The organism is Cedecea neteri (assembly GCF_000757825.1).
GTDB classification, from domain to species: Bacteria; Pseudomonadota; Gammaproteobacteria; order Enterobacterales; family Enterobacteriaceae; genus Cedecea; species Cedecea selenatireducens.
In genome coordinates this window covers 2,299,365-2,322,313 of record NZ_CP009451.1, presented here as the reverse complement: position 1 = coordinate 2,322,313, position 22,949 = coordinate 2,299,365, and the positions used below count along the sequence as shown (strand labels likewise).

Sequence of the window (22,949 nt, the reverse complement as noted above, 5' to 3'; positions counted from 1 at the left end):
TCACCGTGTTTCAAAAAGTTGACGCCTATGCTGGCGACCCGATCCTTTCCCTCATGGAACGCTTTAAAGTCGATCCGCGCAGCGACAAGGTAAACCTCAGCATCGGCCTCTATTACAATGAAGACGGGGTTATCCCGCAGTTACAGGCCGTCGCGGAAGCGGAAGCTCGCCTGAACTCGCAGCCGCATGGCGCCTCTCTCTATTTACCGATGGAAGGCCTGAACGGCTACCGCAGCGCGATTGCACCGCTGCTGTTTGGCGCCAATCATCCGGCGCTGGTGGAAGGACGTATTGCGACCGTACAGACCCTTGGCGGTTCCGGTGCCCTAAAAATCGGCGCTGACTTCCTGAAAACTTATTTCCCGGATTCGCAGGTGTGGGTCAGCGACCCAACCTGGGAAAACCACGTCGCCATCTTTGAAGGTGCGGGCTTCACCGTTAACACCTATCCGTGGTTCGACAGCGAAACCAACGGCGTTCGTTTTGATGCGCTGCTGGAAAAACTGAATACGCTGCCTGAGCACAGCATCGTGCTGCTGCACCCTTGCTGCCACAACCCAACCGGCTCAGACCTGATCGACAGCCAGTGGGACGCGGTGGTAGAAATCCTTAAAGCTCGCAACCTGATTCCGTTCCTCGACATCGCCTATCAGGGCTTTGGCGCCGGCATGGAGCAGGATGCTTATGCAATCCGCGCTATCGCCACATCCGGCCAGCCAATGCTGGTGAGCAACTCCTTCTCTAAAATCTTCTCCCTGTATGGAGAACGCGTTGGCGGGCTCTCCGTGGTTTGCGAAGATAGCGACGCCGCAGGGCGTGTGCTGGGTCAGCTGAAAGCCACCGTGCGCCGGAACTACTCCAGCCCACCGTGCTTTGGTGCGCAGGTTGTGGCCACCGTCCTGAACGACGAGAAGCTGAAAGCCAGCTGGCTGGCCGAAGTAGAAACCATGCGCGTGCGTATTCTGGAAATGCGTCAGGTGCTGGTGGAAGTACTGACCAAAGCCGTGCCGGGGCGTAATTTTGACTACCTGCTGAAACAGCGCGGCATGTTTAGCTACACCGGGCTAAGCGCAGCTCAGGCCGACCGCCTGCGCGATGAGTTTGGCGTTTACCTGCTGGCCAGCGGCCGTATCTGCGTGGCTGGGCTTAACCACGGCAACGTCCAGCGCGTGGCGCAGGCGTTTGCTGCTGTAATGTAAGTGCTCACTAACAATATTTGATTTTTAACGTTCCCTTTTTCCTCTCCCGGCAGGGAGAGGAAATCACACCGCCATTCTGTGACTCTGCCTGTTTTCTGCGACATTAAACTGAAAAAAACCTTTGTAGATCGGTCCCCGGCGGGTATGGTCGGAATGTTTTATGGCAAGGCTGCTCATTTAAACAACGATTAAAAACAGAAAACAAAAGGGAAAACAATGCGTAAGATCGCCCTGGCACTCAGTGCCGCCTGCCTGCTGGTAGGCCTTAATCATGCCGCGCTGGCAACTGAATCCGCACCCGCTCCGCTTAACCCTGGCGTCACCGTTGCTCAGCTGGCGCAGCAGATGCCAATCCACTGGGTCTCCGTGGCACAAATTGAAAACAGCCTGCTTGGCCGTGAACCTATCGCGGTTGGCTTTGATATTGACGATACCGTACTGTTTTCCAGCCCTGGCTTTTACCGCGGGCAAAAAGAGTTCTCACCGGGCAAACAGGATTACCTGAAAAATCCCGCGTTCTGGGAAAAAATGAACAACGGCTGGGACGACTTCAGCATGCCAAAAGAGGTGGCGAAGAGCCTGATCACCATGCACCTCAAACGTGGCGACAGCGTTTACTTTGTCACCGGGCGTAGCCAGACCAAAACCGAAACCGTCACCAAAACCCTGCAAAACGACTTCCTGATCCCAGAGCCGAGCGTAAATCCGGTGATTTTTGCCGGGGATAAAGAAGGCCAGAACACCAAAACGCAGTGGCTGAAAGATAAGAAAATCAAAATCTTCTACGGCGACTCCGATAACGACATTACCGCCGCGCAGGACGTTGGCGCGCGCGGGATCCGCATCCTGCGAGCCTCGAACTCCAGCTATCAGCCGCTGCCAAAAGCAGGCTCGTTTGGCGAAGAAGTCATCGTCAACTCCGAGTATTAATCCCGGTATCAAACACGGCAGTTAACGCAAATTAACTGCCGTTTTTTTAATCAATTTTCCTCGTCGATTATGCGCTTTTGGCGCACACTTAATCCTGCCGCGAATGCTTCCGGCCAGACTATCAGGACGAGGAAATCGAGATGACGAATTCGGAACTTCTAGAGTACTGCATGAAGAAACCAGGCGCAGAGCAGAGCGTGCATAGCGACTGGAAGGCAACACAAATCAAAGTCGGCGATGTGCTGTTTGCGATGGTGCATGCGGAGAATCAGCGCCCGGCGGTCTCCCTCAAGGCGACGCCAGACCTGGCAGAGCTTCTGCGCCAGCAGCATCAGGATGTGTTCCCCAGCGCCCATTTGAATAAGACGCACTGGAGCACGCTATACCTGGACGGCTCGCTGCCCGGTTCGCAAATTTACTATCTGGTGGATGCTTCGTATCAGCAGGCGGTGACATTGCTGCCTGAGCAGGTCAGGCAGCAATTATCGGTTTGACTATTTCAGCTTCAGCAACGGTTTGAGGAACCGCGCGGTATGGGATGCTTCACAGCTTGCGACGGTTTCCGGCGTGCCGGAGACCAGAATCTCGCCGCCGCCGCTGCCGCCTTCAGGACCCAGATCCACAATCCAGTCTGCGGTTTTAATCACGTCGAGGTTGTGTTCAATCACCACGATGGTGTTGCCCTGATCCCTGAGCTGATGCAGCACTTCCAGCAGTTGCTGAATGTCCGCAAAGTGCAGGCCGGTGGTCGGCTCGTCGAGGATATACAGCGTCTGGCCGGTGCCGCGCTTGGACAGCTCACGCGCCAGCTTAACGCGCTGCGCTTCACCGCCCGACAGCGTGGTGGCTGACTGGCCAAGACGGATGTAGGACAGGCCCACGTCGATCAGCGTTTGCAGCTTGCGCGCCAGCGCCGGCACGGCGTCGAAGAACTCACGCGCGTCTTCAATCGTCATATCCAGCACTTCGTGAATGCTTTTGCCTTTGTACTTAATCTCCAGCGTTTCACGGTTATAGCGTTTGCCTTTGCACTGGTCGCACGGCACGTAGATATCCGGCAGGAAGTGCATTTCGACTTTGATGACGCCGTCGCCCTGGCAGGCTTCGCAGCGTCCGCCGCGAACGTTGAAGCTAAAGCGCCCCGGCGTATAGCCGCGTGAACGCGCTTCCGGTACGCCTGCAAACAGCTCACGCACTGGCGTAAACACGCCGGTGTAGGTAGCCGGGTTGGATCGTGGCGTACGGCCAATCGGGCTCTGGTCAATATCGATAACCTTATCGAAATGCTCCAGACCCTGAACGTCGCGGTACGGTGCAGGTTCTGCGATAGTGGCGCCGTTCAGCTGGCGCTGGGCAATCGGGAACAGCGTATCGTTGATCAGCGTCGATTTCCCGGATCCGGAAACCCCGGTAATACAGGTAAACAGTCCCACTGGCAGCGTCAGCGTGACGTCCTTCAGGTTGTTACCTTTCGCACCGGAGAGCTTGAGCACTTTTGACGGATCGGCGGCAACGCGCTGTTTCGGCACCGCAATTTCGCGTTTGCCGCTCAGGAACTGCCCGGTCAGGGACTCCGGCACCGCAATAATGTCCTTCATGGTGCCTTCCGCGACCACCTGGCCGCCGTGAACGCCCGCGCCAGGGCCAATATCGATAATATGGTCGGCGGCGCGAATGGCGTCTTCGTCGTGCTCTACCACAATCACCGTGTTGCCGAGGTTACGCAGGTGAATCAGGGTTTCCAGCAGGCGTTCGTTATCGCGCTGGTGCAGGCCGATAGACGGCTCATCCAGCACGTACATCACGCCGACCAGCCCGGCGCCAATCTGGCTTGCCAGGCGAATACGCTGGGCTTCGCCGCCGGACAGGGTTTCTGCCGAGCGGGAGAGAGAAAGATAGTTCAGGCCGACGTTCACCAGGAACTTCAGGCGGTCGCCGATCTCTTTCAACACTTTTTCCGCGATTTGCGCGCGCTGGCCGCTCAGCTTCATGTTCTGGAAGAATTCCATCGCATGGCCGATGCTCATGTCAGAGATGGTCGGCAGCGCGGTGTTTTCGACAAACACGTGGCGGGCTTCGCGGCGCAGACGGGTGCCTTCGCAGCTGGTGCAAGGACGGTTGCTGATGAACTTCGCCAGCTCTTCACGAACGGCGGAAGATTCCGTCTCTTTGTAGCGGCGCTCCATGTTGTGCAGCACGCCTTCGAACGGATGGCGGCGCACGGAAGTGTCACCGCGATCGTTCATGTACTTGAATTCGATAGTTTCTTTGCCGGAACCGTGCAGCACCACTTTCTTCACCGTGTCGCTCAGCTCGTTCCATGGAGATTCCACGTCAAACTTATAGTGTTCGGCCAGCGAGCGTAGCATGGTGAAGTAATAGAAGTTACGGCGATCCCAGCCGCGAATTGCCCCGCCGGCCAGCGACAGCTCACCGTTTTGTACCACGCGATCTGGATCGAAATACTGCTGAACGCCCAGGCCGTCACAGGTTGGGCAGGCGCCGGCCGGGTTGTTAAAGGAAAACAGACGAGGTTCCAGCTCGCGCATGCTGTAGCCGCAAACCGGGCAGGCAAAGTTGGCGGAGAACAGCAGCTCTTCCGCTTTTTCATCGTCCATATCGGCGACAACGGCAGAGCCGCCGGACAGCTCCAGCGCGGTTTCAAACGACTCGGCCAGGCGCTGGGCGATATCTTCGCGCACTTTAAAGCGATCCACGACCACTTCAATGGTGTGCTTCTTCTGCAGCTCAAGCTTGGGCGGATCGGACAGGTCGCAAACTTCGCCGTCGATACGCGCGCGGATATAGCCCTGGCTGGCGAGGTTTTCCAGCGTTTTAGCGTGCTCGCCTTTGCGATCTTTAATGATCGGCGCGAGCAGCATCAGGCGTTTGCCTTCCGGCTGCGCCAGCACGTTATCCACCATCTGGCTGACGGTTTGCGCCGCGAGCGGGATGTCGTGATCCGGGCAGCGCGGTTCGCCTACGCGGGCGTAAAGCAGACGCAGGTAGTCATGAATTTCCGTGATGGTGCCGACGGTGGAACGCGGGTTATGGGATGTGGATTTCTGTTCAATAGAAATCGCGGGCGACAACCCTTCGATATGGTCGACATCCGGCTTCTCCATCAGCGACAGGAACTGGCGCGCATAGGCGGAGAGGGACTCAACGTAACGGCGTTGCCCTTCTGCGTAAAGGGTATCGAATGCCAGTGAGGATTTGCCTGAACCCGAAAGCCCGGTGACAACAATCAGTTTGTCGCGCGGGATGACGAGATTGATATTTTTGAGATTGTGGGTGCGGGCGCCCCGAACTTCGATCTTATCCATTCACCTTTCCCGGAATAATGACTGCATGCGCCTGGTATGTATGTAGAGGTACAACCGACGGCCAGAAACGGCTAATTATGACACAATAAAACCTGAATGAATATCCAGTGTTTTAATGAAACGAGCTATACTTAGCCGAGATTCTGGAATGTCCCTCGCAGCTATAAACATTGTGGGTGGCATAGTGTAGAATCCCCGGTTTAGACTATTTAAAACCGTTTCAGGAGACACGAACATGGCCAGCAGAGGCGTAAACAAGGTGATTCTCGTTGGGAATCTGGGTCAGGACCCGGAAGTACGCTATATGCCAAATGGTGGCGCAGTTGCCAACATTACACTGGCCACGTCAGAGTCCTGGCGTGATAAGCAAACCGGCGAAACCAAAGAAAAAACCGAGTGGCACCGCGTAGTGCTGTTCGGCAAACTGGCAGAAGTGGCCGGCGAATACCTGCGTAAAGGCTCTCAGGTTTACATCGAAGGCGCACTGCAAACCCGTAAATGGACCGACCAGGCTGGCGTAGAAAAATACACCACCGAAGTCGTGGTTAACGTTGGCGGCACCATGCAGATGCTCGGCGGCCGTCAGGGCGGCGGTGCACCGGCAGGCGGCAACGGCGGCCAGCAGCAGGGCAGCTGGGGTCAGCCTCAGCAGCCACAGGGCGGCAACCAGTTCAGCGGCGGCGCGCAGGCTCGTCCGCAGCAGCAGAGCGCGCCAGCGCCATCTAACGAACCACCAATGGACTTCGACGACGACATCCCGTTCTGATAATGTCCGTTCGTAGCTAAAGCGAAAAAGCTCCCTTTGGGAGCTTTTTTATTGCGCGTAGTGCCTAGTCAGGGTGGCTTTACTCCAGTCATAAAACGCCCGTACCGCCGGGGAAACATGGCGGCTTTGCGGGTAAACCAGAAACAGCGGCATATCGACGGCGTACTCTTCCAGGCAGGAAATTAACACCCCGGAGGATAAATAATCACTCACCAGGTAGCTGGCCACACGAATTAACCCCATACCCTGAAGGCCGGCCTGGATATAGGCGTCGGTATCATCCACAACCAGCGTCTCTTTCATTCTTACGGATACGTCACGGCCTTGCCGATCAAAATGCCATTCGCTTGTTTTGCCGGTGGCGTGGGAGAGGTAGCCCACGGCGTGATGATGTTGCAAATCCTCTAAGGTCTTAGGCGTTCCGAATTGAGATATGTATTGCCCGGAAGCCAGTACCGACCACCTGAAGCGCGCGATCTGGCGGGCAACCAGCGTGGTGGAATCCTCTACCGCACCCGCCCGAATAACGCAGTCAAATCCCTCCTGCACTAAATCAGTAACCCGATCGCTTGAGCAAAGCACCAGTTCCAGTTCAGGGTAGCGTGCCATAAAGCTCTGTATTTCCGGCAAAATACAATGTCGGGCCAGCGACTGCGGCATACCAATCTTAAAGCGCCCTCGCGGCTGCCCGGTTTTTCCGGGGAAGGAGGATTCTAGGGCGGCTATATCACCGAGGATTTTTTTACATTCGGCGTAATAGTTCTGGCCGTCGGTCGTGACGCTTAATTTCCTCGTCGTACGTTGAAGCAGCTGCACCGCCAGATAGTTTTCAAGATCTTTAATCATGCGGGAGACGGTTGATCTCGGTAGTCCGAGTAGCTCGGCAGCTCTGGCGAAACTTTGCGTTTCAACCACGTGGCGGTAGACCCGCATGGCTTCCAGCTTATCCATTGAATCCTCCGTCAATTCGGCAAAATTATCCCATTTTTGCGAACAGTCTAACCTGGTCAGGGCGGCTTATCGCTCCTTAATCACGCCGGTAGACTGTCCAATAATGTAGCAATTCTGCTGCAAGTAAAGGGGAGCGAGAGTGATATGAATATCATTACTGAGAAGGCAGGTGAAAAGATATTGGTGCTGGGCGTGGGACAACTGGGCGCGGCAATTCTGGATGCGCTGCAGCCAGCCGTCTTGGGTTTGGGAAGGGCTATAACCGCCAGCGTGTCGCCGGGATCTCTCAATGAGCATGGACGGCCGGTTTCGCCGCGTCATAAAAAGTATGCCGAAGCCGGGATCGATTTTATCGCTCTGGATATCGCGACCAGCGAGAGCGACGCTTTGGTGCCGCTGTTCCAGCAATTCGACACCGTCATCAACTGCATGGGGTTTGTCGCAGGCGAAGGTACGCAGCTTAAAATTACCCGCGCGGTGATTCAGGCAGGCGTCAGCCGCTATTTCCCGTGGCAGTTTGGCGTCGATTACGATGTGGTAGGCAAAGGTAGCGGGCAGCCGGTATGGGACGAACAGCACGATGTCAGAACGCTGCTGCGAAGCCAGAGCGTGACCGAATGGGTGATAGTCTCCACCGGGATGTTCACCAGCTTCCTGTTTGAGCCAGCGTTTGATGTGGTCAATCTGGATAAGCAAACCGTCAACGCGCTGGGTGGCTGGGAAACTCAGGTTACCGTCACCTCGCCGGAAGATATTGGCCGACTTACGGCCGCCATTTATCTTGAACAGCCTCGCGTGGCTAACCAGGTGGTGTTTATCGCCAGCGAAACGCTCACCTATGGCAGACTGGCAGAGATTGTCGAGCGCACCAGCGGCAAATCATTTAGCAAAGCTGTCCTGAGCCTGCCGTACTTACAGGCCGGGCTTAGTCGCCATCCTGATGACGTCATGCTGCGCTATCGTACCGCTTTTGCGCGCGGCGAAGGTGTCTGGTGGCCGATGGAAAAAACCTATAACTTCAGTAAAAAAATCCCGGTTCAGGATGTGGCGCACTGGCTGCAGTTGCATCTGAAGGAATAAATTAAGTACAGGTCAGGCAATGAAAGACAAAATTGATGGCGTTCTGCGCCCCGAGCACATTATCCCGTTCCCTGAATCCATTAGTGATGAGGCACAGGCGGCTCTGCGTCGGCAGCTCAGGCTGGTGAACTAAAGGCAATAAAAAAGCCGGTGGCGAAGGTTCGCGACCGGCTTTTCTTCATACGTAAAAAATTACGCGTTCAGCAGCGGCTCTGCGGTTTTCTCAACCAACGCCAGCAGGACTTTGACGTCCTCCAGGGTAACGGTTGGGTTCAGCAGGGTCAGCTTCAGGCAGGTGACGCCGTTATGCTCGGTCACGCCGACGTTCGCGCGGCCGGACTCCAGCAGCGCATCGCCAATTTTCTGGTTCAGCAGTGCGATTTCCGCATCGCTGCGGCCAGCCAGGCTTGCCGGACGGAAGCGGAACAGCACGCTCGCCAGCTGAGGCTGCATCACCAGCTCCAGAGAAGCGTGGTCAGCCACATAGGCGGCCACGTTCTTCGCCATGGTCACACCGTGATCGATGATTTCGGCGTACTGTTTCTGGCCCAGCGCTTCCAGACCCATCCACAGCTTCAGTGCATCAAAGCGGCGGGTGGTCTGCAGCGACTTGGACACCAGGTTTGGCACGCCTTGCTCTTCGTCGAACTCGGAGTTCAGGTAGGCCGCCTGGTAGCGCATCAGCTCGTAGTGGCGAGCGTCTTTCAGCAGGAACGCGCCGCAGCTGATGGTCTGGAAGAACTGCTTGTGGAAGTCCAGGGTAACGGAATCCACCAGCTCCAGGCCGTTCAGGTAATCGCGATACTTCTCGGACAGCAGCAGCGCGCCGCCCCAGGCTGCATCAACGTGTACCCAAATCTGGTGCGCAGCGGCCAGCTTCGCGATGTCGCTCAGCGGGTCGATAGCGCCAGCGTCGGTCGTACCGGCAGTGGCGACGATAGCCATGATCTGCTCGCCGTTCGCCTTCGCCTGGGCGATTTTAGCCGCCAGGTCGTTGACGTCCATGCGGGCGAACTCATCGGTTTTCACCAGCGTGACTGACTGGTAGCCCATGCCCATCAGCGCCATGTTTTTCTGCACGGAGAAGTGGGCATTTTCAGAGCACAGCACCCGGATTTTGCGGATATCGCCGGTCAGACCGTCCTGCTGGACGGAGTGGCCCTGACGCGCAAAGTAAGCGTCACGCGCCAGCATCAGGCCCATCAGGTTACTCTGGGTTCCGCCGCTGGTGAACACGCCCGCGTCGCCAGCCGGGTAGCCAACCTGCGCGCGCAGCCATTCGATCAGCTTCATCTCGATGATGGTTGCCGACGGGCTTTGATCCCAGGAGTCCATGCTCTGGTTGGTGGCGTTGATCAGCACTTCCGCGGCCTGGCTAACCACCAGGCTTGGGCAGTGAAGGTGCGCCACGCACTGCGGGTGATGCACCAGCAGGCTGTCTTTTAAGAAATACTCAATCGCGCGTTCAATCGCAGCCTGGTTGCCCAGGCCCTGTGGATTGAAGTCGAGCTGAATACGTTCTTTCAGCTCGGCGACGGTTTTGCCCTTGTACATCTGGGGCTGCTGCAGCCATTCCACTACGGCCTGGCTGGTCTGGGCGATCGCCTGCTGGTATTCCTCAATGCTCTGCGCAGAGGAGGCCAGAATCGGGTTAGATCGGGACATATTTTTTACTCCAGTCAGACAGCTTTTGCGCCAGCGGCTAACAAGGCTTTTTCAAATTTGCTCAGGAAAATTTCCAGCTCGTCGTCGCTGATAAGCAGGGACGGCAGCAGGCGTAGCACGCAGCCGTTACGGCCACCGCGCTCCAGAATCAGGCCCGCTTCGAAGCATTTTTTCTGGATCAGGGCAGACAGCGCGCCGTCCGCAGGGTAGCAACCCATATGATCCTGCGCCTCGTCTGGCTTCACGATCTCAATGCCGAGCATCAGGCCCAGGCCGCGAACGTGGCCGATAGCCGGGTAGCGTTTCTGCAGCGCGATCAGTTTGCCTTTCAGCCATTCGCCCTGAGCGGCAACTTTGTCAGCGACGTTGTTGTCTTTCAGGTACTTGAGGGTGGTCAGGCCGGTAGCCATCGCCAGCTGGTTGCCGCGGAAGGTGCCGGTGTGGTGACCTGGTTCCCAGGCATCGATCTCTTTTCTCAGGCCCAGCACGGCCAGCGGCAGGCCGCCGCCAACGGCTTTGGACATCACGATGATGTCTGGCTCAATGCCAGCGTGTTCGTAGGCGAACAGCTTGCCGGTACGGGCAAAGCCAGCCTGAACTTCATCGATGATCAGCACGATGCCGTGCTCTTTGGTCACTTTACGGATGCGCTGCAGCCACTCGGCAGGCGCCGGGTTCACGCCGCCTTCGCCCTGTACGGCTTCGAGGATCACGGCCGCAGGTTTGCGCACGCCGCTCTCAACGTCGTTGATCAGGTTGTCGAAGTAGTAGGTCAGCGCCTTCACGCCAGCGTCACCGCCAATGCCCAGCGGGCAGCGGTACTCGTGCGGGTAAGGCATGAACTGCACTTCCGGCATCAGGCCATTGATGGCCACTTTCGGAGACAGGTTGCCGGTCACGGACAGCGCGCCGTGGGTCATCCCGTGGTAGCCGCCGGAGAAGCTGATAACGGCGCTGCGGCCGGTGTGTTTCTTCGCCAGCTTGATAGCGGCTTCTACCGCGTCCGCGCCGGATGGGCCGCAGAACTGCAGGCAATATTCTTTACCCTGGCTCGGCAGTAAAGAGAGCAGGTATTCTGAGAACTCGTCTTTTAACGGGGTAGTCAGATCCAAAGTATGTAACGGCAAGCCGCTGGTAATGACGTTTTGGATGCTTTGCAGGATGTCAGGGTGGTTGTGGCCAAGCGCCAACGTGCCCGCACCGGCCAGACAGTCAAGGTAACGGTGACCTTCAACGTCGATGATCCAGGCGCCCTGGGCTTTGGCTATAGCGAACGGTAATTTGCGCGGGTAACTTCTGACATTCGATTCGAATTCAGCCTGTCGTGCCAAATAGGTTTCGTTGGTAGCGTTTGCAGATTGTGCATCTAAAGTATCAATACGGACTTTATCCGTCATCATATCTCTCCTACAACCGTCGGCATGAGCGCAGCGGCTGAATTAAGTAAACATACTCGTCATGCTTCAAGTTGAAACTCGAATTATCCAGAGTATAAATGTCGTTTAGGGTGCATAAAACGCCGCCAATATATGGCTTTTTACCCCCCCGCTCAACGATTAATTTTTTCCGATTTTTTTAATTTAAAATCAATGTATTGGAGATGCTTTTGACCGGTATCCAGACATCCGATCTCTTAACTATTGGCAATGGCAGGAAAAAAAGTCCCGTTAAAGGCCTAATTTGGCGTATTGAAACGGTCTGGACAGACCAGATTTCGCGGATTAGAAATAATTAACAACAAAAAATTACTCCGGGACATTCATTGGCAACAGGGGTTTCACTTTTTGTGCATAAGCAGGCCGTTGCCGGGGGCTTTAACGGCAAAAAGCCATCACCTGTTCTTCAATAATGGTCGCCAGAAAATCCAGAACCGGGTTAGGTGCCGGTGAAGATCGTTGCAGGCAAATACCCAGGGGCGGCAGCGAAGGGAGCGAGCGGAGAGTTGTCAGGTCAGCAGGTTTCCCTACCAGCGTGCGTGGCGTCACGCCTAACCCGGCTCGTGCTGCCGCCCAAAGGCCGTTCAGGCTGCTGCTGGTAAAGGCTATTCTCCAGGGGAGTCCCGCAGCATCTAAGGTTTCAATAGCACGACTTCGCAGAATACAGGGCGTATCAAAAGTCACTAAAGGTAGCGGTTCACCCTGGACGATACAGTCTTCCATCCGTGCTGCGGAACCTATCCAGTGCAGCGGAATTTTACCTATTTCATTCTCTACGGGAGCCGACGGCGTTTGCCAAAACAAGGCCATATCCAGCTGCGAATGACCTACCGCAGACTCCAGCTCTGCATTTCGTGCGATGCGTGCCTCAACCATCACCGCGGGATGAGCCCGGCTAAATGAGCCGAGGATCTCAGTCAATATGCCTTCACCAAAGTCCTCCTGAAAACCGACGCGCACATGCCCACTCAATGGCGTGCCGACGATCGCCGCCATCGCCGCGTCATTCAGCTCCAGCAGACGTTTGGCGTAGCTCAGGACAATTTCGCCTGCTGGCGTCAGCGCCAGGCCCCGACCCGCTTTTTTGACCACGGGCGTGCCGACCTGCTCTTCAAGTTTCTTGAGCTGAGCGCTGACGGCTGACGTCGATCGCCCCAGCCGTTCGGCCGCACGGGCAAAGTTGCCCAGCGTAATGCCGGTAACAAAAGTCCGCAGTACATCGAGATCTAAGTGGGTCATTGAGGATAGTCCTGAAAAACGGGATGGTTGGTCAAAAAGTATCTGATTTTTGGAATGATATTCGATGAGTATGCTGAGGCTGTCAACATCACTCAGGAGGCTCTATGAGCGAAACATCAGATGAAATTCAACGGGTTTTGAGTCGGGCGCCAAAACTCGCCAGCATGAGTAACGAACTGTTATTTAAAGATATCTGGGAAAGGCCTCTGCTCAATAAACGCGAGCGTAGCCTGATTACCGTGGCGGCGCTGCTGGCGCTGTACCGGCTGGAGCAGCTCCCCATTCATTTCGAACTGGCGGGCAAGCATGGCGTAACCCACGAGGAATTAAGCGAACTGATTACCCATCTTGCCTTCTACGCAGGTTGGCCTGCCGCCCATAGCGCTTTAAAAGTGCTGGACGCAGTAATAGTCGCGGATAGTCAGGAGGAAAAATAAATGCCGGTTCTCCACCTCACTTTACTTAAAGGCAAAAACGAGGCGTACCTGGACGCGGTTTCGTCCAGCGTACAGCAGGCGCTGGTCGAGGCTTTTGAGGTCCCGGCAGCCGACCTGTTTCAGGTCTTTCACGAGTCAGAGAAGTCGGCGCTGCGGTTTGATCGCCATTATATGGCGGGGCCGCGTAGCGATAATTGGCTGCTGATTGAGATAACGGCGGGTAAGCCGCGGAGTATTGAGACGAAAAAGCGTTTCTACCAAACCCTCACTGAAAAGCTGGCGGCGGCTCCCGGCATTCATCCCAACGACGTGATGGTGGTGATTCGCCACAATTCTTCTGAAGACTGGTCGTTTGGTGGAGGTGTTGCCAGCCTGCACCGGGAATAGTTCCTACCCCTTAAAATCGCTGGGCGCGGGGGAGTCATCGTTGTATATTTTTATACACAACGATCATAAGGACTCCCACCGTGAACCTATTTACCCGCCGCCTGACGTTAGGCGTCCTGTTAGTACTTTCTCCGCTCGCCGCGTTGGCGAACCGCACCATCACTGACCAGCTTGGCCGCCAGGTCACTCTCCCCGATGAGGTTGACCGCGTGGTGGTGCTCCAGCATCAGACGCTCAATCTGCTGGTACAAATGAACGCCACCGACAAAGTGGTCGGCATTCTTGCCAACTGGAAGCAGCAGCTTGGCAGCGGCTATGCTCGCCTGGCGCCGGAGCTTGAGCACAAAGCCCAACTGGGGGATTTAACCAGCGTGGACACCGAGAAGCTGGTGGCGCTGCATCCTCAGGCGGTGTTTGTGACCAACTACGCGCCAAAAGAGATGATCGACGGCATCAGCAAGCTTGGCATTCCGGTTATCGCCATTTCGCTGCGTCACGATGCGGCGGGCGAGCAGGACAAGCTAAACCCTTCTATGGGCGATGAAGAGCAGGCCTACAATCTTGGCCTGAAAGAGGGCATCGAGCTGATTGGCGAAGTGGTTAATAAAGAGAAGCAGGCGAAGGCGCTGATCGATGCCACCTTTGCCGGGCGCAAGCTGGTTAGCGACCGCCTGAAAGATATCCCGGAGAGCCAGCGCGTGCGCGCCTACATGGCTAACCCCGATCTGACGACCTACGGATCCGGGAAATATACCGGCCTGATGATGGCTCACGCGGGCGCGCTAAACGTGGCGGCATCAACCGTAAAAGGCTTCAAGCAGGTGTCGATGGAGCAGGTGATCGCCTGGGATCCGCAGGCGATCTTCGTGCAGGATCGTTATCCGAAAGTGGTGGATGAGATCGTCCACAAGCCCGAGTGGCAACCGATCGATGCGGTGAAAAACCATCAGGTCTGGCTGATGCCAGAATACGCCAAGGCCTGGGGCTACCCGATGCCGGAAGCGATGGCCATCGGTGAACTGTGGATGGCGAAAAAGCTTTATCCGGCCAGATTCAAAGATATCGATATGAAGAAAGTGGCCGACAGCTGGTATCAGCGCTTTTACCGTACGCATTATGAAGGGGTGGAGTAATGCCTTTGCAGGTGCTGGCGGCTGGAAGCCTGCGGCGGGTCTGGCCGCCGCTAATGGCGGAGTTCGAACGGCAAACCGGTATCTTAACGGAAACGCAATTTGCCCCTGCGGGGATGCTGAGATCGCGTATTGAAGCCGGTGAAAACTGCGCTCTGTTTGCTTCGGCGAACATGGCGCACCCTCAGACGCTGCTGGCGCAGGGTAAAGCGCTGGCGGTTCAGCGGTTTGCCGGAAATACGCTCTGCCTGACGGCGGCGGCGCACTGTGTTGATGCGCAAAGCAGCTGGCTAACGCTGTTAAGCAATCCCGCGTTGCGCATCGGCACGTCCACGCCGGGGAGCGACCCTTCCGGGGATTATACCTGGCAGCTTTTTGCCAGATTAGAAGCTGAATTTGGCATCGCATTGCGCTCGAGGGCTCTGCGGCTGGTTGGCGGGCCGGGCACGCAGGCAGTGCCTGACGGTATGCTCGCCGCGCAGTGGGTTATTTCTGGCGGGCAGGCCGAGCTGATGATTGGCTATCGCAGCTACGCTGCAGCGCTGAAGTCTCACCGGGAGCTGCGGGTATTTGAGATCCCGTCTGACTACAATATTCAGGCCGATTACGGGCTGGCGTTGTGCGATGCACGAGCGGAGCCGTTGCAGGCTTATCTGACCTCGAGCACCGCGCGGAAGTTGCTGATGCTATACGGTTTTGGCGCCTGAAGCCTGAAAACAAAAAACCGCCGATAAAGGGCGGTTATTTTTATGCTTCTGCCCGTTAAGGCATCATGGTCGGCCATTCGGGCGGCATTCTGGCAATAATGTCGACCAGCCCCGTTTTAAACGAATCCCAGATGACAGGGAAGTCCCCGATCGTCAGGCCAAGCAGCCCCATGGCGAACCAGCACGACGCGGCAACACCTAACCCACTGCAAATAAAGGCCAATGCGCGGGAGTCTGACCGGCGGAACTGAATATTTAAACTGCTTGCCAAAAACATCAAAACCGCGCTGAGCAGCGGCCAGCGCATCAAAATAACGCCGGTGGTGATTGTTGCCATGAACCTTATTCCTCAAAAGCTGCAATTTGGTTTTTTGTTGCACTTATAATGTGAAGTCTATCACTTTTGCGCGTTAAATCGCCAGCTTTGTGGTGGTTTTTTGCCCGCTTTGCTGGGGCGGCGAGCGGTGTTTTTTAGGCGAAATGGCTGGCAGGAGGTGTGAACATTTTGTTTATCTGACGTTTACCACAATTTCGTTTAAATAATCATTCCCTGCTGCTTTAACCCCAGAAAAACTCATATTAGTGCGGTGGGTGAAATCTTAAGCTAAACGGCATCCCGGTTAATCTTATCTCATTGTTGCGCAAATTAATTTCCATGGAGTTAACGGCTGAAGGCTATTGCTAAAGCCTGCTTTATGATGCAACGTAATCGGCGGTCATCAGGTTGTTCCTTTAAGGCATAAACAGGCGCATAAAAGCAGGGTCATGTGAGCATCATGGTGAGACGAGTTTATCTTAAGGTATTGCGTACCTCAGGTTTTGTCCTGATGGTTTGCCTGCCGATAATGCTGGCGATCTATTTTGCCCACGTGCGCGCAACCAGCGACACCCAGCAGCATCTGCACTCTTTCGGCAAACTGGTGATGGAAAAAACGGAAATTGTCATCAGCCATGTTAATGAGGCCCGCAGCGAAGCAGAACGTTTTTCAGGGGAAATATGCAGCCCTAAGCATATGGCAAATATGCTGGATATCGTGCGTGGTAAACTATTCGTCGCGGATTTAATTTACATCCGGGGCGATAAGATGCTGTGCTCTACCAGCTACAAGCCTTTAAAATCGCTGCCTGCTCCGCTGCCTTCTTATACCCGCAAACCGGACGTCGCCATTTATTATTATCTGGATACGCCGTTTTATGCCGGGCATAAAATGACCTATATGCAACGCGGGAATTATATGGCGGTGATTAACCCGCTGAGCTGGTCAGAAGTGTTATCCGAAGATGACTCACTGATTTACGGCGTATACGACACGGTGACCCGCAGCTTTTTCTCTTTGAGCCCCGGCGCTGACAGCGATCTGCTGCATCGTTTTATTCTGCGCAAAGAGAAAGCGTTTACTCAGGATGACCGCTTTTACACCATCGACCAGTCGGCTAAAAGGCCGATTGCGGTGATTGTTTCAACCTCCGAAACGCTGTTTAATCGCCAGTGGTATCACCAGCTTACTCTTACGCTTCCGCTCGGCGTTATTTGCAGCCTGCTGATTTTAATGATGTGGTCCCGTACCCGTCAGCAGTTAAATTCACCGCGCCGCATGCTATTAAGGGCGCTGGCCAGAAAGCAGCTAAAACTTCACTATCAGCCCATTATTGATATTCAAAACGGCTATTGCGTGGGGGCAGAAGCGCTGCTGCGGTGGGTAAATTTTAACGGGCAAACCATCAGCCCTGGGACGTTTATTCCGCTGGCAGAATCTGAAGGTCTGATTCACAAAATATCTGACTATGTTGTTGATGCCGTATTTAAAGATTTTGGCGAATTTCTTGCCGACCATCCGGGACTTTATATTTCGATTAATCTTTCGGCATCCGACTTCCACTCCTCGCGCTTAATAACCGTACTTTCCGAACGAATTAAAACCTATAACATTCGGCCAGGGCAGATAAAAATCGAGGTCACCGAACGAGGGTTTATAGATGTTGAAAAAACCAGACCGGTTATTCAGGAATTCCGCAACGCAGGCTTTAAGGTTGCAATCGATGACTTCGGCACGGGTTATTCGAATCTGCATAACCTGCAGTACCTTAACGTCGATATTCTAAAAATCGACAAAAGCTTTATTGATTCCCTCGCCAGCGAACGAGCCAGCCATTTGCTGGTGGAGCACATAATTGAAATTGCCCACAGCCTGAACCTGACGACGATTGCCGAAGGGGTCGAAACCGAAGCACAGGTGGCCTGGCTGGTCGATCACGGCGTGGAGTACTGTCAGGGCTGGTATTTCGCGAAAGCGCTGCCGCCGCAGGAATTTATCGCCTGGCTGTATACGCCAGGCGGTATCAACCTTGCTTCGGCACCGGGTATTCAAGCCTGATGGCGGTAATCCGTTGGCGTGCGGTCAAACTCACGGCGGAACACGCGGGAGAAGGTCTGCTGTGAGACGTAGCCGTAGTCCATCGCAATATCAAAAATAGGGCGCTGGGTGGTGCGCAGCGCCGTGGCGGCCATCAACAGACGGCGCTGGCGGATATAGTCGCCCAGCGTTTGGTGCATCACGGTACGGAACATGCGCTGTAAGTACCATTTTGAATAACCAGATTTTTTTGCCACCACGTCGATGTTCAGCGGCTGGTCAATATGTTCATCAATCCATTCAGTCAACGTATAAATGATGTCCTGGTGAGCCATGAGTCGTCCTCATTTCCGGGTTAGCTTGTTTCGTTGAGCCGGAGTATAATTCCTCAAGTTAACTTGAGGTAAAGAGCATTATGGAAAAGAAATTGCCCCGAATAAAAACGCTGTTAACGCCCGGTGAAGTGGCGAAGCGCAGCGGCGTGGCCGTCTCCGCGCTCCACTTTTATGAAAGCAAAGGCCTGATTAAAAGCACACGAAACTCAGGTAATCAGCGACGTTATCAGCGTGATGTGCTGCGTACGGTGGCGATAATCAAAATCGCCCAGCGCATCGGCATTCCGCTCAGTACCGTTGGCGACGCCTTTGGCGTGCTGCCCGACGGGCACTCAATCAACAAAAACGACTGGAAGAAGCTTTCGTCGCAATGGCGCGAGGAATTAAATCACCGCATTGATACGCTGACCGCGCTGCGTGACGAGCTGAACGGCTGCATTGGCTGTGGCTGTTTATCCGGGGCGGATTGCCCGCTGCGTAACCCCGGAGACAAGCTGGGCGAGCAGGGGACTGGCGCACGGTTGCTGGAGGATTAGCATTAGCTTCCAGACAAAAAACTAAAGCGCCACAAGGGCGCTTTAGTTGTTTTCCGGTCTTTGTCTTTCGCTCTATCCCGTTCTGACAGGAGGGTTTCCCCCGACGTCGGCACCCCTCGATAACGCTTACACATACATACGTACATACTTCACTGACTTTGGAGGTTCCGGTCTGCACCGACAATTTAAGTGTAGGTCCGCCCCTTCACTTTGCAAGGTCAATTGGTCTTTTTTTGTTCATTTTTTTGACATGTGATTCGCGGCCGACTTTCCTATAGTTATTCCATTTGGCTAAACATAGGGTTACCCCATGCTAACGGTTCATCACCTCAATAACTCTCGCTCCCAGCGCGTACTTTGGATGCTGGAAGAGCTGGCGCAGCCCTACCAGATCGTGCGTTACCAGCGGGAGTCCACCATGCTCGCCCCGGAAACGTTGAAAAAGATTCATCCGCTGGGTAAATCCCCGGTGGTAGAAGATAACGGCCATATCCTCGCCGAGTCAGGCGCGATTCTTGAATACCTGCAGGAGGCCTACGATAGCGAAAGCCGCCTGAAGCCGCAGGAGATTGACGACAAGATCCAGTACCGCTTTTGGCTGCATTACGCGGAAGGATCGTTGATGCCGCTGCTATTAATGAAGCTGGTGTTTGGCAGCCTCGGCAAAGCGCCGGTTCCCTGGCCGTTACGCCCGGTGGGCAAAGCGTTGGGGCAGGGCGTGCAGAAAGCCTGGCTCAACAAGCAAATCGCCACCCATGCCCGCTTCATTGAAGATTACCTGAAGCAGAACCGCTGGTTTGCCGGGCCGCAGTTTAGCGCGGCAGATATTCAGATGAGCTTCCCCGTGGCCGCGCTCCTGGCACGAGGTGAGGTGAACGATATGCCGCACACTCAGGCATGGATGAAAAATGTGCAAACACGTCCTGCCTGGCAGCGAGCGCTGAATCAGGGTGGCCCTTTTGAGATCCCCGGCACGTGATCGCCGCGGGGATAAAAGGAGAGAAAGCCAGCCCGATAATTTACGATTTTGTTGCGAAATTGCGCATTGACGATAACGTTTGCGCACCATGAGGCGATTAATTCATCAGCTGAGCACATTTTCCGCGAAAAGGGCAAAAGTTAAGTTGAAAATCCCGTCAGGAAGGCTGGATAATCGTTTGCTTTCATTCTGTGACACCGATTTGTCCGTGTGGAGTTAAACGATTGCTTTTTTGTGACACCCCTTTGTCACAATCGTAGCGCAGGGAGACAACGTTTAACTGGCAGCGGGTTGTCCACCACCCGGGCAAACGTCATTCTAAAAATCTCAGGGGATTTTTCACTATGTCTACACCTTCTCCGCGTGCCGGCGGTTCGCTCGACGCCTGGTTCAAAATTTCTGCACGTGGCAGTAACGTGCGTCAGGAAGTTGTCGCCGGTCTGACGACCTTCCTGGCCATGGTCTACTCCGTCATCGTTGTGCCGGGCATGCTCGGTAAAGCGGGTTTCCCACCAACGGCGGTCTTCGTGGCGACCTGCCTGGTGGCGGGCGTGGGCTCCATCGTTATGGGCCTGTGGGCCAACCTGCCTCTGGCTATCGGCTGCGCCATCTCGCTGACCGCCTTCACCGCCTTTAGCCTGGTACTCGGCCAGCACATCAGCGTGCCGGTCGCGCTTGGCGCGGTGTTCCTGATGGGCGTCCTGTTTACCCTTATCTCTGCCACCGGCATTCGTAGCTGGATTCTGCGCAATTTGCCGATGGGCGTGGCGCACGGCACCGGGATTGGTATCGGCCTGTTCCTGCTGCTGATTGCCGCAAATGGCGTCGGCCTGGTGATTAAAAACCCGCTGGACGGGCTGCCGGTTGCGCTGGGCCACTTTGCCAGCTTCCCGGTTATCATGTCGCTGATTGGCCTGGCGGTGATCATCGGTCTGGAAAAACTGAAGGTGCCGGGCGGCATTCTGCTGACGATTATCGGCGTGTCCATCGTTGGCCTGATTTTTGACCCGAACGTTCACTTCTCCGGTATCTTCGCCATGCCGTCGCTGAGCGATGACAAAGGCAACTCGCTGATTGGCAGCCTGGACATCATGGGCGCGCTGAACCCGATTGTGCTGCCAAGCGTGCTGGCGCTGGTGATGACCGCGGTGTTTGACGCCACCGGGACTATCCGTGCAGTTGCCGGTCAGGCAAACCTGCTGGACAAAGACGGCCAAATCATCGACGGCGGCAAAGCGCTGACCACCGACTCCCTGAGCAGCGTGTTCTCTGGCCTGGTGGGCGCAGCCCCGGCAGCGGTTTATATCGAGTCTGCAGCGGGTACGGCAGCAGGTGGTAAAACCGGCCTGACCGCGATCGTCGTTGGTGTGCTGTTCCTGCTGATCCTGTTCCTGTCTCCGCTTTCCTATCTGGTACCTGCCTACGCCACGGCGCCTGCGCTGATGTATGTTGGCCTGCTGATGCTGAGCAACGTTGCCAAAATCGACTTTGCGGACTTCGTGGATGCGATGGCCGGGCTGATTACTGCGGTATTCATCGTGCTGACCTGTAACATCGTGACCGGCATCATGATCGGTTTCGCTTCTTTGGTTATCGGCCGCGTGGTATCCGGTGAATGGCGCAAGCTGAACGTCGGTACCGTGGTTATCGCCGTTGCGCTGGTGGCGTTCTACGCCGGCGGCTGGGCTATCTGATTTTCAATTCGTGCGGGTTGCGCTCCGTAACCCGCCGCTTTTGCCCACTTCGGGTATTTCCGGTTCCAATGTGATGAAAAAAGTTGTTTTATTATTAAAACAACCTCCAAAGGTGACGCTTCAAATCACACATCACGTTCAGGGAAAACATGGAAATTTTCTTCACAATCTTGATTATGACCCTCGTGGTCTCCCTCTCTGGGGTGGTAACACGTATGTTGCCGTTTCAGATCCCGCTGCCGTTAATGCAAATCGCCATTGGGGCCCTGCTTGCCTGGCCGCACTTTGGCCTGCACGTCGAATTTGACCCTGAACTGTTCCTGGTCCTGTTCATTCCGCCGCTGCTGTTTGCCGACGGCTGGAAGACGCCAACCCATGAGTTTCTGCACCATGGCCGGGAAATTATTGGCCTGGCGCTGGTGCTGGTGCTGGTCACCGTGGTCGGCATCGGGTTCCTGATTTACTTCCTGGTACCGGGTATTCCGCTGGTGCCTGCTTTTGCGCTGGCCGCCGTGCTGTCACCGACGGACGCCGTGGCGCTTTCCGGCATCGTGGGCGAAGGGCGTATTCCTAAGAAAATCATGGGCATTTTGCAGGGAGAAGCGCTGATGAACGACGCCTCCGGCCTGGTGTCCCTGAAGCTTGCTGTCGCGGTCGCCATTGGGGCGATGGCCTTTAGCGTTGGCGGGGCATCGCTCGAATTCTTCAAGGTTGCCGTGGGTGGCCTGCTGGCGGGTATCGCGGTCAGCTGGCTGTACGGGAAATCGCTGCGCCTGATGAGCCGCTGGAGCGGCGATGAACCGGCAACTCAGATTCTGCTGCTGCTGCTGCTGCCGTTCGCTTCTTATCTGATTGCCGAGCATATCGGGGTTTCCGGCATCCTGGCCGCAGTGGCCGCAGGGATGACCATCACCCGCTCCGGCGTTCTGCGCAGCGCGCCGCTGACTATGCGCCTGCGTGCGAACAGCGTCTGGGCGATGCTGGAGTTTGTATTTAACGGCATGGTCTTCCTGCTGTTAGGCCTGCAGTTGCCGGGCATTCTCGAGACGTCCGTCGCGGCGGCCAATGCCGATCCGAACGTTGAACTGTGGATGCTATTCCTCGACGTCGGCATGATTTATTTCGCGCTGATTGCGGTGCGATTCCTGTGGCTGTGGTCGATGAAGCGCATCAGCCTGCGCTTTATGAAAAAGCGCCCGCTGGAGTTCGGCTTCTTCACTACCCGCGAGCTGGGTATCGCCTCTTTCGCCGGCGTGCGTGGGGCGATTACCCTGGCCGGTGTGCTGTCTATCCCGCTGTTCCTGAACGACGGCACGCCATTCCCGGCGCGCTATGAGCTGATTTTCCTCTCCGCAGGCGTGATCCTGTTCTCGCTGTTTGCCGGGGTTATCATGCTGCCGATTCTGCTGCGAAACGTTGAGGTAGGGGATAAGTCTTTAGCGCGTAAAGAAGAGCGTCTGGCCCGTTCCGCGACCGCCGAAGTGGCGATTGTCGCTATCCAGAAAATGGAGGAACGGCTGGCCGTCGACAGCAAAGAGAACATCGACGACCAGCTGCTGAAAGAGGTGAGTTCGCGGGTTATCGGCAACCTACGCCGCCGCGCAGACGGGCGCAACGACGTCGAAAGCAGCGAGCTTGAAGAAAACCTTGAGCGCCGCTTCCGCCTGACGGCGCTGCGTTCGGAGCGCGCCGAGCTTTACCATCTTCGCGCCACGCAGCAAATCAGCAACGAGACCCTGCAGAAACTCCTGCACGATCTCGACCTGCTGGAAGCGCTGCTGATCGAGAAAGAGTAACC

The 22,949-nt window shown here is 55.6% G+C and carries 21 protein-coding genes; 14 read left to right on the top strand and 7 right to left on the bottom strand.

The genetic code is table 11. The annotated features are described in order from the left end of the window. The first annotated feature begins 5 nt into the window (after nt 1-5). The 3 genes from tyrB (at nt 6) to JT31_RS10715 (ending at nt 2,623) form a co-directional block, all read left to right on the top strand. Complete coding sequence (gene tyrB, locus JT31_RS10725; RefSeq protein WP_038476670.1) at nt 6-1,199, top strand: aromatic amino acid transaminase; 1,194 nt, start codon at nt 6-8, stop codon at nt 1,197-1,199. 216 nt (nt 1,200-1,415) lie between these two features. Continuing rightward, a complete protein-coding gene (gene aphA / locus JT31_RS10720; RefSeq protein WP_038476667.1) occupies nt 1,416-2,129 on the top strand; it encodes an acid phosphatase AphA in 714 nt (237 codons plus the stop codon). 140 nt (nt 2,130-2,269) lie between these two features. Then, nucleotides 2,270-2,623: an MmcQ/YjbR family DNA-binding protein gene (locus JT31_RS10715; protein ID WP_038476663.1), complete on the top strand. Its 354-nt coding sequence runs from the start codon at nt 2,270-2,272 to the stop codon at nt 2,621-2,623. Here the strand turns inward: JT31_RS10715 and uvrA are convergent, their stop codons facing one another. Beyond that, nucleotides 2,624-5,455: an excinuclease ABC subunit UvrA gene (gene uvrA, locus JT31_RS10710; protein WP_038476660.1), complete on the bottom strand. Its 2,832-nt coding sequence runs from the start codon at nt 5,453-5,455 to the stop codon at nt 2,624-2,626. A gap of 235 nt (nt 5,456-5,690) precedes the next feature. Between uvrA and ssb1 the strand changes: the two genes are divergently transcribed. Next, nucleotides 5,691-6,221, top strand: a complete 531-nt coding sequence (gene ssb1, locus JT31_RS10705) for a single-stranded DNA-binding protein SSB1 (RefSeq protein ID WP_038476657.1) — start codon at nt 5,691-5,693, stop codon at nt 6,219-6,221. 48 nt (nt 6,222-6,269) lie between these two features. On the opposite strand, the gene JT31_RS10700 is transcribed toward ssb1, so the two are convergent. Next, a complete protein-coding gene (locus JT31_RS10700; RefSeq protein WP_038476654.1) occupies nt 6,270-7,172 on the bottom strand; it encodes a LysR family transcriptional regulator in 903 nt (300 codons plus the stop codon). Nucleotides 7,173-7,316: 144 nt separating this feature from the next. On the opposite strand from JT31_RS10700, the gene JT31_RS10695 reads away from it, so the two are divergent. After that, nucleotides 7,317-8,252, top strand: a complete 936-nt coding sequence (locus JT31_RS10695; protein WP_038476651.1) for an aromatic alcohol reductase — start codon at nt 7,317-7,319, stop codon at nt 8,250-8,252. 192 nt (nt 8,253-8,444) lie between these two features. On the opposite strand, the gene JT31_RS10690 is transcribed toward JT31_RS10695, so the two are convergent. From JT31_RS10690 to JT31_RS10680, 3 genes are all read right to left on the bottom strand, one after another. Continuing rightward, on the bottom strand, nt 8,445-9,917 hold the full coding sequence (locus JT31_RS10690; protein ID WP_038476648.1) for a pyridoxal phosphate-dependent decarboxylase family protein: 1,473 nt from the start codon (nt 9,915-9,917) through the stop codon (nt 8,445-8,447). Nucleotides 9,918-9,931: 14 nt separating this feature from the next. Beyond that, nucleotides 9,932-11,317 (bottom strand): diaminobutyrate--2-oxoglutarate transaminase, encoded by a 1,386-nt coding sequence (locus JT31_RS10685; RefSeq protein WP_038476645.1) that lies wholly within the window; start codon nt 11,315-11,317, stop codon nt 9,932-9,934. A gap of 414 nt (nt 11,318-11,731) precedes the next feature. Beyond that, nucleotides 11,732-12,592 carry a LysR substrate-binding domain-containing protein gene (locus JT31_RS10680; RefSeq protein WP_038476642.1) on the bottom strand — a complete coding sequence of 287 codons (861 nt, stop codon included), beginning with the start codon at nt 12,590-12,592 and terminating at the stop codon, nt 11,732-11,734. Nucleotides 12,593-12,696: 104 nt separating this feature from the next. On the opposite strand from JT31_RS10680, the gene JT31_RS10675 reads away from it, so the two are divergent. The 4 genes from JT31_RS10675 (at nt 12,697) to JT31_RS10660 (ending at nt 15,253) form a co-directional block, all read left to right on the top strand. Beyond that, nucleotides 12,697-13,029, top strand: a complete 333-nt coding sequence (locus JT31_RS10675) for a carboxymuconolactone decarboxylase family protein (protein WP_052048994.1) — start codon at nt 12,697-12,699, stop codon at nt 13,027-13,029. Further along, nucleotides 13,030-13,416: a tautomerase family protein gene (locus JT31_RS10670; protein ID WP_038476639.1), complete on the top strand. Its 387-nt coding sequence runs from the start codon at nt 13,030-13,032 to the stop codon at nt 13,414-13,416. An 80-nt stretch (nt 13,417-13,496) separates the two neighbouring features. Then, nucleotides 13,497-14,549, top strand: coding sequence for an ABC transporter substrate-binding protein (locus JT31_RS10665; protein ID WP_038476636.1), 1,053 nt, complete (start codon nt 13,497-13,499; stop codon nt 14,547-14,549). Further along, entirely contained in the window at nt 14,549-15,253 is a 705-nt protein-coding gene (locus tag JT31_RS10660; protein WP_038476631.1) for a substrate-binding domain-containing protein, read from the top strand. The genes JT31_RS10665 and JT31_RS10660 overlap by 1 nt, the downstream gene beginning before the upstream one ends. A 55-nt stretch (nt 15,254-15,308) precedes the next feature. On the opposite strand, the gene JT31_RS10655 is transcribed toward JT31_RS10660, so the two are convergent. Next, on the bottom strand, nt 15,309-15,590 hold the full coding sequence (locus tag JT31_RS10655; protein WP_038476628.1) for a YjcB family protein: 282 nt from the start codon (nt 15,588-15,590) through the stop codon (nt 15,309-15,311). Nucleotides 15,591-16,029: 439 nt separating this feature from the next. Between JT31_RS10655 and JT31_RS10650 the strand changes: the two genes are divergently transcribed. Then, nucleotides 16,030-17,628, top strand: coding sequence for an EAL domain-containing protein (locus JT31_RS10650; RefSeq protein WP_038476625.1), 1,599 nt, complete (start codon nt 16,030-16,032; stop codon nt 17,626-17,628). On the opposite strand, the gene soxS is transcribed toward JT31_RS10650, so the two are convergent. Further along, the gene (gene soxS / locus JT31_RS10645; protein WP_038476622.1) at nt 17,619-17,942 is read right to left on the bottom strand and encodes a superoxide response transcriptional regulator SoxS; all 324 of its coding nucleotides are present in this window, start codon (nt 17,940-17,942) and stop codon (nt 17,619-17,621) included. The genes JT31_RS10650 and soxS overlap by 10 nt on opposite strands. An 80-nt stretch (nt 17,943-18,022) precedes the next feature. Here soxS and soxR point away from each other — a divergent pair, with 80 nt between their 5' ends. The 4 genes from soxR (at nt 18,023) to JT31_RS10625 (ending at nt 22,947) form a co-directional block, all read left to right on the top strand. Beyond that, nucleotides 18,023-18,478, top strand: a complete 456-nt coding sequence (gene soxR / locus JT31_RS10640) for a redox-sensitive transcriptional activator SoxR (protein WP_038476619.1) — start codon at nt 18,023-18,025, stop codon at nt 18,476-18,478. A gap of 310 nt (nt 18,479-18,788) precedes the next feature. After that, complete coding sequence (locus JT31_RS10635) at nt 18,789-19,457, top strand: glutathione S-transferase family protein (protein ID WP_038476616.1); 669 nt, start codon at nt 18,789-18,791, stop codon at nt 19,455-19,457. A 344-nt stretch (nt 19,458-19,801) separates the two neighbouring features. Then, nucleotides 19,802-21,151, top strand: a complete 1,350-nt coding sequence (gene ghxP / locus JT31_RS10630) for a guanine/hypoxanthine transporter GhxP (RefSeq protein ID WP_038476613.1) — start codon at nt 19,802-19,804, stop codon at nt 21,149-21,151. A gap of 149 nt (nt 21,152-21,300) precedes the next feature. Then, nucleotides 21,301-22,947: a Na+/H+ antiporter gene (locus JT31_RS10625; RefSeq protein ID WP_038476611.1), complete on the top strand. Its 1,647-nt coding sequence runs from the start codon at nt 21,301-21,303 to the stop codon at nt 22,945-22,947. Nucleotides 22,948-22,949: the final 2 nt, after the last annotated feature.

Excerpts from the sequence above, each read along its gene's own strand:
- ssb1 (WP_038476657.1), top strand. The coding sequence starts at position 5,691 with ATGGCCAGCAGAGGCGTAAACAAGGTGATTCTCGTTGGGAATCTGGGT.
- soxR (WP_038476619.1), top strand. The coding sequence starts at position 18,023 with ATGGAAAAGAAATTGCCCCGAATAAAAACGCTGTTAACGCCCGGTGAA.
- uvrA (WP_038476660.1), bottom strand. The coding sequence starts at position 5,455 with ATGGATAAGATCGAAGTTCGGGGCGCCCGCACCCACAATCTCAAAAAT.
- JT31_RS10680 (WP_038476642.1), bottom strand. The coding sequence starts at position 12,592 with ATGACCCACTTAGATCTCGATGTACTGCGGACTTTTGTTACCGGCATT.
- JT31_RS10690 (WP_038476648.1), bottom strand. The coding sequence starts at position 9,917 with ATGTCCCGATCTAACCCGATTCTGGCCTCCTCTGCGCAGAGCATTGAG.
- JT31_RS10675 (WP_052048994.1), top strand. The coding sequence starts at position 12,697 with ATGAGCGAAACATCAGATGAAATTCAACGGGTTTTGAGTCGGGCGCCA.
- ghxP (WP_038476613.1), top strand. The coding sequence starts at position 19,802 with ATGTCTACACCTTCTCCGCGTGCCGGCGGTTCGCTCGACGCCTGGTTC.
- soxS (WP_038476622.1), bottom strand. The coding sequence starts at position 17,942 with ATGGCTCACCAGGACATCATTTATACGTTGACTGAATGGATTGATGAA.
- JT31_RS10635 (WP_038476616.1), top strand. The coding sequence starts at position 18,789 with ATGCTAACGGTTCATCACCTCAATAACTCTCGCTCCCAGCGCGTACTT.
- aphA (WP_038476667.1), top strand. The coding sequence starts at position 1,416 with ATGCGTAAGATCGCCCTGGCACTCAGTGCCGCCTGCCTGCTGGTAGGC.
- JT31_RS10670 (WP_038476639.1), top strand. The coding sequence starts at position 13,030 with ATGCCGGTTCTCCACCTCACTTTACTTAAAGGCAAAAACGAGGCGTAC.
- JT31_RS10650 (WP_038476625.1), top strand. The coding sequence starts at position 16,030 with ATGGTGAGACGAGTTTATCTTAAGGTATTGCGTACCTCAGGTTTTGTC.
- JT31_RS10685 (WP_038476645.1), bottom strand. The coding sequence starts at position 11,317 with ATGATGACGGATAAAGTCCGTATTGATACTTTAGATGCACAATCTGCA.
- JT31_RS10715 (WP_038476663.1), top strand. The coding sequence starts at position 2,270 with ATGACGAATTCGGAACTTCTAGAGTACTGCATGAAGAAACCAGGCGCA.
- JT31_RS10695 (WP_038476651.1), top strand. The coding sequence starts at position 7,317 with ATGAATATCATTACTGAGAAGGCAGGTGAAAAGATATTGGTGCTGGGC.
- JT31_RS10625 (WP_038476611.1), top strand. The coding sequence starts at position 21,301 with ATGGAAATTTTCTTCACAATCTTGATTATGACCCTCGTGGTCTCCCTC.
- JT31_RS10660 (WP_038476631.1), top strand. The coding sequence starts at position 14,549 with ATGCCTTTGCAGGTGCTGGCGGCTGGAAGCCTGCGGCGGGTCTGGCCG.
- JT31_RS10700 (WP_038476654.1), bottom strand. The coding sequence starts at position 7,172 with ATGGATAAGCTGGAAGCCATGCGGGTCTACCGCCACGTGGTTGAAACG.
- JT31_RS10655 (WP_038476628.1), bottom strand. The coding sequence starts at position 15,590 with ATGGCAACAATCACCACCGGCGTTATTTTGATGCGCTGGCCGCTGCTC.